We start from the raw sequence: 6,129 nt of genomic DNA on the forward strand, positions 1-6,129 counted from the left end.
CGGGCTGCGGGCCAACGGCCTGCGGCTCAGCCCGCGTTCGTCAGCACTTCGTACTGACCCCGCCGGTCTCGTCGCCCTTGAGGAAGATCCCGCTGACATAGCCGACCCCGCCCGCGTTCAGCGGCAGCCGCACCCACTTGTCGTTGGTGACACCCTCGGCGGTCACGCTCTGACCGACCACCCAGCACTCCGCCGGGTACGACTCACCCGCGTACACCGTGCTGCGGACGTCGCACGAAGTCGACGCGCAGGCACGGACATTGGCCTGGGTCCACGCCGTCACCGTCGAGCCGCCCCCGCCACCACCACCGCCGCCGCCGGGCGTGCACGGCAGCCCGACTCCGCGGTCGCGCAGGTACGGGACCGGGTCGATGCCCCGGATCGAGGTGGAGGTGCCGACCCGGACGCGCAGGTGCAGGTGGACGCCGGTGGAGTCGCCCTCGGAGCCCATCAGGGCGATGCGCTGACCGGCCGACACCTGCTGGCCGACCGAGACGTCCCGCTGGTACATGTGGCCGTACTCGGTCACGGTGCCGTCGGAGTGCAGGATGCGGATCCACTGGCCGTAGCCCTGGGCCGGGCCGGAGGCGATGACCTCGCCGGCGCCGACCGCGTAGATAGGGGTGCCGAGCGAGCTGGCGATGTCGACACCGTCGTGGCCGCTGCTGTAGCCCTGGGTGACCACGCCGGCGGCCGGACAGGAGCCGGCGTAGGCGGTGGCGGCGTTCGTCGCCGCGTGACCGGGCGTGGCCACCGCGAGGGGCAGCAACAGGGCCGCCGCGGCCAGCAGACCGGCCCGTAGGTTCATGCCGCGGTTCATGCCGCGCAGAGCGAGACGCACGTGGGTTCTCCCATGAGGTAGCGGCTTCTGACGAGCCGTGGGGTGCGATGGTCCGGCCCACACCCGATGTCGGGCGGGGCCGGTCCACGGACCCTAGGCGCGCGGCGGCCTCGCGGGGCATCCGGAAGTTTGCGGAGAGACGCCGCCCCGGGCCGGGCTGTAGTCCTGGGCCCTCGTCCGCATCCACCGAGGGGGAACCCGTGCCTGTCGTATCCATGCCCACCAAGTGGCGTACGCCGCTGTGGGGAACACAGGTCCTGTGTCTGTTGCTCGTCCTGATGGGCCTGACGGCGCCGCCCGCCGCCGCGCAGGCTCCGAAGCTCCAGGACAGCTGGCGCATCGACCTGACGGGACCGGAGGCCGACCGGGGCAACGTCACCCGCCGGCCGCACGGGATAACCGTCAAGAACAGCGGAGGCCGGACCCGGTCGATACCGGGCACCTCCGCCGTCTACACGTCGCCCGGCAGAAGCCTCGGGCGCCGGCTCACGGCGTTCACCGTACGGACCGAGGCGAAGATCCCCAAGGGCACCAGGGTGCAGACCGAGGTCCGGGGCAGCAACCACCCGGGCACCTGGACGCAGTGGCGGGCCACCGGCAACACCGGCGCGGTCCGGCTGCCGCAGGCGGTCTCGCTCCTCCAGGTCCGGCTCACCCTGCTCGGCGTCCCCGGCGGAGCGTCACCCACCGTCCACTCCGTCACCGTCGCCGCGGCGGCCGTGCAGCCCGCGCCCGAGCAGACCCCGAGGGGCAGCAGGGCAGCCGCGTCCGGCCCCACCTACCGGCTGTTCGCCACCCGGGAGGGCCTCGTCGGCGAGACCACCGCCAACGGCCACGTCATCCAGCCCCGCGACCACTTCGTGGCCCTGCCGTCGCGCCGGATGCTGGCGGTCAACGGCGGTCAGGAGTACCAGGTCCGCCTCTGCTACAAGGGGCGTTGTGAGACCGCGCCCGTGTGGGACGTAGGCCCGTGGAACACCCGCGACGACTACTGGAACCCGCCCGCGCAGCGCGAGATGTGGCGGGACCTGCCGCAGGGCACCCCCGAGGCCCAGGCCGCGTACCTCAACGGCTACAACGGCGGGCTCGACGAGTTCGGCCGACGAGCGGCGAATCCGGCCGGCATCGACGTCGCGGACGGCACCTTCTGGGACGGCCTCGGCATGACCGGCAACGACTACGTGGACGTCACCTTCATGCCGACCGGCGGCGGAGGGACGACGGTGACGGCGTGGACCCAGGCCAATGTCCGTGCCTGTGCGTCGACTTCGTGCGACATCCGCAGCACGGTACGCGCGGGTGAGACCTACCCGGCGGAGTGCTGGGTGGTCGGTCAGAGCATCACGGACGAGGGCGTCACCAACAACAAGTGGGTGCGGCTGCCGCTGAACGCGGGCGGGGCCGGCTATGTCAGCGGGATCTACCTCAAGGGCGACGAGACCGGCGGTGTCACCACGAAGTGCTGACGAGCGCGGCGCATCGGACCGAATGAACTGAATAGACCGAATGGACCGAATGACAGCAGCGCCATTCGGTCCATTAGTCATTTGTACACCTATCACAGGGAATTCTTCCATTCCAGCTACATCACGAGGAGAAACAGCAGTCGGATCACTTTCCTGCGTAATATTCCAGCCGCAGAATCAGGCGATTCTGCGCGGCCGAGAATCGCCAAGATCATCCCCTCAAAGGAGTTGGCCCCTCGATGACGCTGGATATCCATGACGCGCCCGCACGGCGCACAATGTCGGTGTGGATCTCGGCGGTGACGGCCGTGGTGGTCGCCGCTGTCGTCCTCGCCCTGACGCCCACAAGCGCGCACGCCATCGCCACTCCCGTGCCGCTGGGCACGGCGGCCGGTTACGGAGTACTCGCCGGTGCGACCGTCACCAACACCGGCCCCACGGTGGTCAACGGTCTCAACGTCGGCGTGAGCCCCGGGACGGCCATCACCGGGTTCCTCGCGTCCGACGGAGGTCCCGGCGACGTGACCCCGCCCGGGACTCTGCATTCCGCCGACGCCGCCGCGGGTCAGGCCAAGGTCGACCTGACCACGGCGTACAACCAGGCCGCCGGACAGACTCTGACGAACGCGGTGTACAACGACGATCCCCACGAGTTCGGGGGCCAGAAGCTGACCGCGGGCCTCTACAGGGCGAACAGCCGCGCGCAGATCACCGGCACACTGACCCTGGACGCCCAGGGCGACCCCAGTGCCGTCTGGGTGTTCCAGATCGGTTCGACGCTGACGACGGCAGCCGAGAACAGCTCGGTGAGCCTCGTCAACGGTGCCTCGCCTTGCAACGTGTACTGGCAGGTAGGCAGTTCGGCCACGCTCGGTACCAACACCTCGTTCGTGGGGACCATCCTGGCCGACACCTCGATCACCGCCACCACGGGAGCGACCATCAACGGCCGCCTGCTGGCCGACGCCGGCGCACGCGGTGACGGCGCCGTGACGCTGGACAGCAACAGGATCTTCCTTGGGCCGTGCGCGACCGGTGGAACCACGGGCGGGCTGGTCAGTGGCGGTGTGATCGCCGGGGCCACGACCGGTGGCCCGAACGCCCCGGGCACCACGGGCAGCACCACGGGCAGCACCACCGTCGGCGCCATCGCCGGTGTACCGACGGGCGGCGGAACCGGTGGCGCCCTGGGCGGTCTCCTCGGCGGCGTCCTGACGACGGGCGGCACCACGGGCGGAGCGCTCGGCGGCCTTGTCGCCGGCACCACGACAAGCGGGACCACTGGCGCCACCACAGGCGGCACCAACGGCGGCACGACCGGCGGGCCCGGACACGACCACGGCGGGCAGCCGGGCAAGCCGGGTGGCCACGACCACGGCGAGAAGCCCGAGGAACACGGCGGCTACGACCACGGCGAGAAGCCCGAAGAGCACGGCGGTTACGACGGGCACGGCAGCAAGCCCGGCAAAGACGACGGCTACGCGCGCGTTCGTCACTGAGTCGTACATGCGTCCCTGAGGGGACGAGCGGCGCCCGGCGCGCGGTGGACCGATGTCGGTTCCGCCGCGCGCTGCCGCCGAGAACTCAGGAGAAACAGTGAGCGAAGCCGGGATCGAAAGGCCGGGTGGGGCCGTGTTGGATGGCACTGCGCCGATGGATACGGACGTACGTGTGGACCTGTCAGCGGACGAATTCACGCAGAAATCCGAGCAACGACCGACGGAAGGATCCGCGGAAAGACATACGGAACAATCGGAGCCTCCGCCGATTCTCCTGCAAGCGGCAACGAGTGCGGCCGTTTCCCTCTGTCTGGCCACGGCCCTGGTTCATGTGCTCCTGGTGTTTCTGCACGTGGCGCCTCCGAATCCGCTTTCCCAGCAGTACAGCCGACAGATCAACGCGTGGGTCTTCCCGCTGTTCGAGCAGAACTGGCGACTCTTCGCCCCGGATCCGGAATCCGTCAACCGGCAGATCTCAGCGAGGACCACGCACACCACGCCGGACGGCACCGTGCGGGTGAGCGGCTGGTTCGATCTGACCGCCGTGGACAACTCCGCCGTGAAGCACAACGTCTTCCCGAGTCATACGGCGCAGAACATGCTGCGCCGGGCCTGGAGTTCCTACCTCGACAACCACGTCGGCGACGACCGGCCGCGCTCGCGGCGGGCGCTGATGACTCAGCAGTACCTGACCAACATCGCGTCGGATCGCGTCGCCGCCCATCGTGGCGGGAGCTTCGAGGCCATCCAGCTACGGGTGGTCACCGTACCCATCGCCGCGCCCGCCCGGGCGGGCACCGCGGGCGGGGCCGCAGTCGCGCCGAGAGCGGGCGATACGCGGTATCTGCCCTGGTGGAAGGTGGAGACGGACTTCCGTGGAAACTGATCTGGTACCCGCACCGCACCCGCGTACCGCCCGGACGGCGGGGGCGGGCCCTGCGCACCCCCTGCCCGACCGTGTCCGTGCGACTCTCGATGCGCTTACCGAACGGCCTGTCTCCCTGTACGCAGCGGCGGTCCTGCGCATCGGATACGGCCTTGCCTACCTCGCCTTCCTGCTGCGCGAGTTCCCGCATCGCCACGAGATCTGGGGTCCGGAATCACCGTGGACGCCGGAGTTGGCGAGGCAACTGTTCGACCAGACGGGATGGGTCAGCATCCTCACCCTGTCCGACAGCCGGGCCTACTTCGAGTCCTGTTACGCACTGGCCGTCGTCGCATCGGCACTGTTCACCCTCGGCTGGCGGACCAGAGCGGTGTCCGTACTGTTCGCGGTCGTCGTCGCGTCGTTCCACGGCAGGGCGATCTTCATGACCGACGGAGGAGACAACCTCATCCTCCTCATGGCCGTCTACCTCGTCCTCACCGCATGTGGGCGCCGCTGGTCCCTGGACGCACGCAGAACCCGGCTTCGAACATGCGCGGGTGCTGAGGAGCACATGCGGGTGAACCGGATCGCGGGCGGGCTCCGCCATCACCTCCGTACTTCCCGGCGGACCCTGACCGCCGTGCTGCACAACTGCGGGATGTTCGTCATCGCGGCCCAGGTCTGCTTCCTCTACGGGTCCGCGGGTCTGTACAAGGTGCAGGGCGGATCCTGGGGCAACGGCACCGCCCTCCACTACGTCCTGAACCTCGACCTGTTCCGGCCCTGGCCCGGACTCTCCCTCATGGTGGACGAACATGACGTACTGATCGCCATCGCCTGCTATCTGACGGTGCTGTTGCAGGTCGCCTTCCCCTTCGTCCTGTTCGGACGGCTCAAGTACCCGGTCCTGACCATGCTGTTGGGCATGCATCTGGGTATCGCGGTACTCATGGGACTGCCGCTCTTCTCCGGCGCGATGATCATCGCTGACGCCGTCTTCCTGCCGGACCGCTTCTACCGGGCTCTGGGACGGCTGGCGCAGCGCACGGCTCAGGGGGCGGGTTCCGGAAAGACGGCGGACGCGTCCCGGCCACCCCGTGCACCGGTGCCCGCGCAGAGCGAACCGGCCGGCTGAGGCCGAGCCGCCCGCGCGACGGTCACCGCCCCGATCTGGTCGCTGCCCTCCAGCAAGCTCTGGGTGGTGCCGAGCATGTCTGCGGCCCGGCCCATCGTGTAGGCGGGTTAGTCCTCGTCGTCGAGTCGGCCGTAGGAGTCGTCTGCGGTCATCGCACCTCTCTGTGGAACACGGGGAGGGGCCCTGGTGCCAATGGCACCAGGGCCCCGAAGGAACTGCTACACCATCTGCCGGCCCTGGTTACTGCGCCGGCCCTGTGTTTCCGCAAGCCCGACCGGAATGCCGTCGGGGCTGCTGGGATCGCGGTTGCTCGACCGGAG

At 69.4% G+C, this 6,129-nt stretch carries 5 protein-coding genes; 4 read left to right on the plus strand and 1 reads right to left on the minus strand.

Annotated features, from left to right (window positions below):
* Positions 1 to 40: 40 nt before the first annotated feature.
* Entirely contained in the window at positions 41 to 841 is an 801-nt protein-coding gene (locus G3I56_RS44425; protein ID WP_343240190.1) for a M23 family metallopeptidase, read from the minus strand.
* Between the two features lie 200 nt (positions 842 to 1,041).
* Here G3I56_RS44425 and G3I56_RS39535 point away from each other — a divergent pair, with 200 nt between their 5' ends.
* The 4 genes from G3I56_RS39535 to G3I56_RS39550 all read left to right on the plus strand — a co-directional run bounded on the left by G3I56_RS39535 (position 1,042) and on the right by G3I56_RS39550 (position 5,809).
* On the plus strand, positions 1,042 to 2,307 hold the full coding sequence (locus tag G3I56_RS39535) for an SH3 domain-containing protein (protein WP_343240191.1): 1,266 nt from the start codon (positions 1,042 to 1,044) through the stop codon (positions 2,305 to 2,307).
* Positions 2,308 to 2,546: 239 nt separating this feature from the next.
* The gene (locus G3I56_RS39540) at positions 2,547 to 3,806 is read left to right on the plus strand and encodes an ice-binding family protein (protein WP_164417856.1); all 1,260 of its coding nucleotides are present in this window, start codon (positions 2,547 to 2,549) and stop codon (positions 3,804 to 3,806) included.
* 97 nt (positions 3,807 to 3,903) lie between these two features.
* On the plus strand, positions 3,904 to 4,692 hold the full coding sequence (locus G3I56_RS39545; RefSeq protein WP_343240192.1) for a DUF5819 family protein: 789 nt from the start codon (positions 3,904 to 3,906) through the stop codon (positions 4,690 to 4,692).
* Positions 4,693 to 4,753: 61 nt separating this feature from the next.
* Entirely contained in the window at positions 4,754 to 5,809 is a 1,056-nt protein-coding gene (locus G3I56_RS39550; RefSeq protein WP_164417881.1) for an HTTM domain-containing protein, read from the plus strand.
* Positions 5,810 to 6,129 lie beyond the last annotated feature (320 nt).

Source organism: Streptomyces sp. SID12488 (assembly GCF_010548275.1).
GTDB lineage: Bacteria > Actinomycetota > Actinomycetes > Streptomycetales > Streptomycetaceae > Streptomyces.

Excerpts from the sequence above, each read along its gene's own strand:
- G3I56_RS39540 (WP_164417856.1), top strand. The coding sequence starts at position 2,547 with ATGACGCTGGATATCCATGACGCGCCCGCACGGCGCACAATGTCGGTG.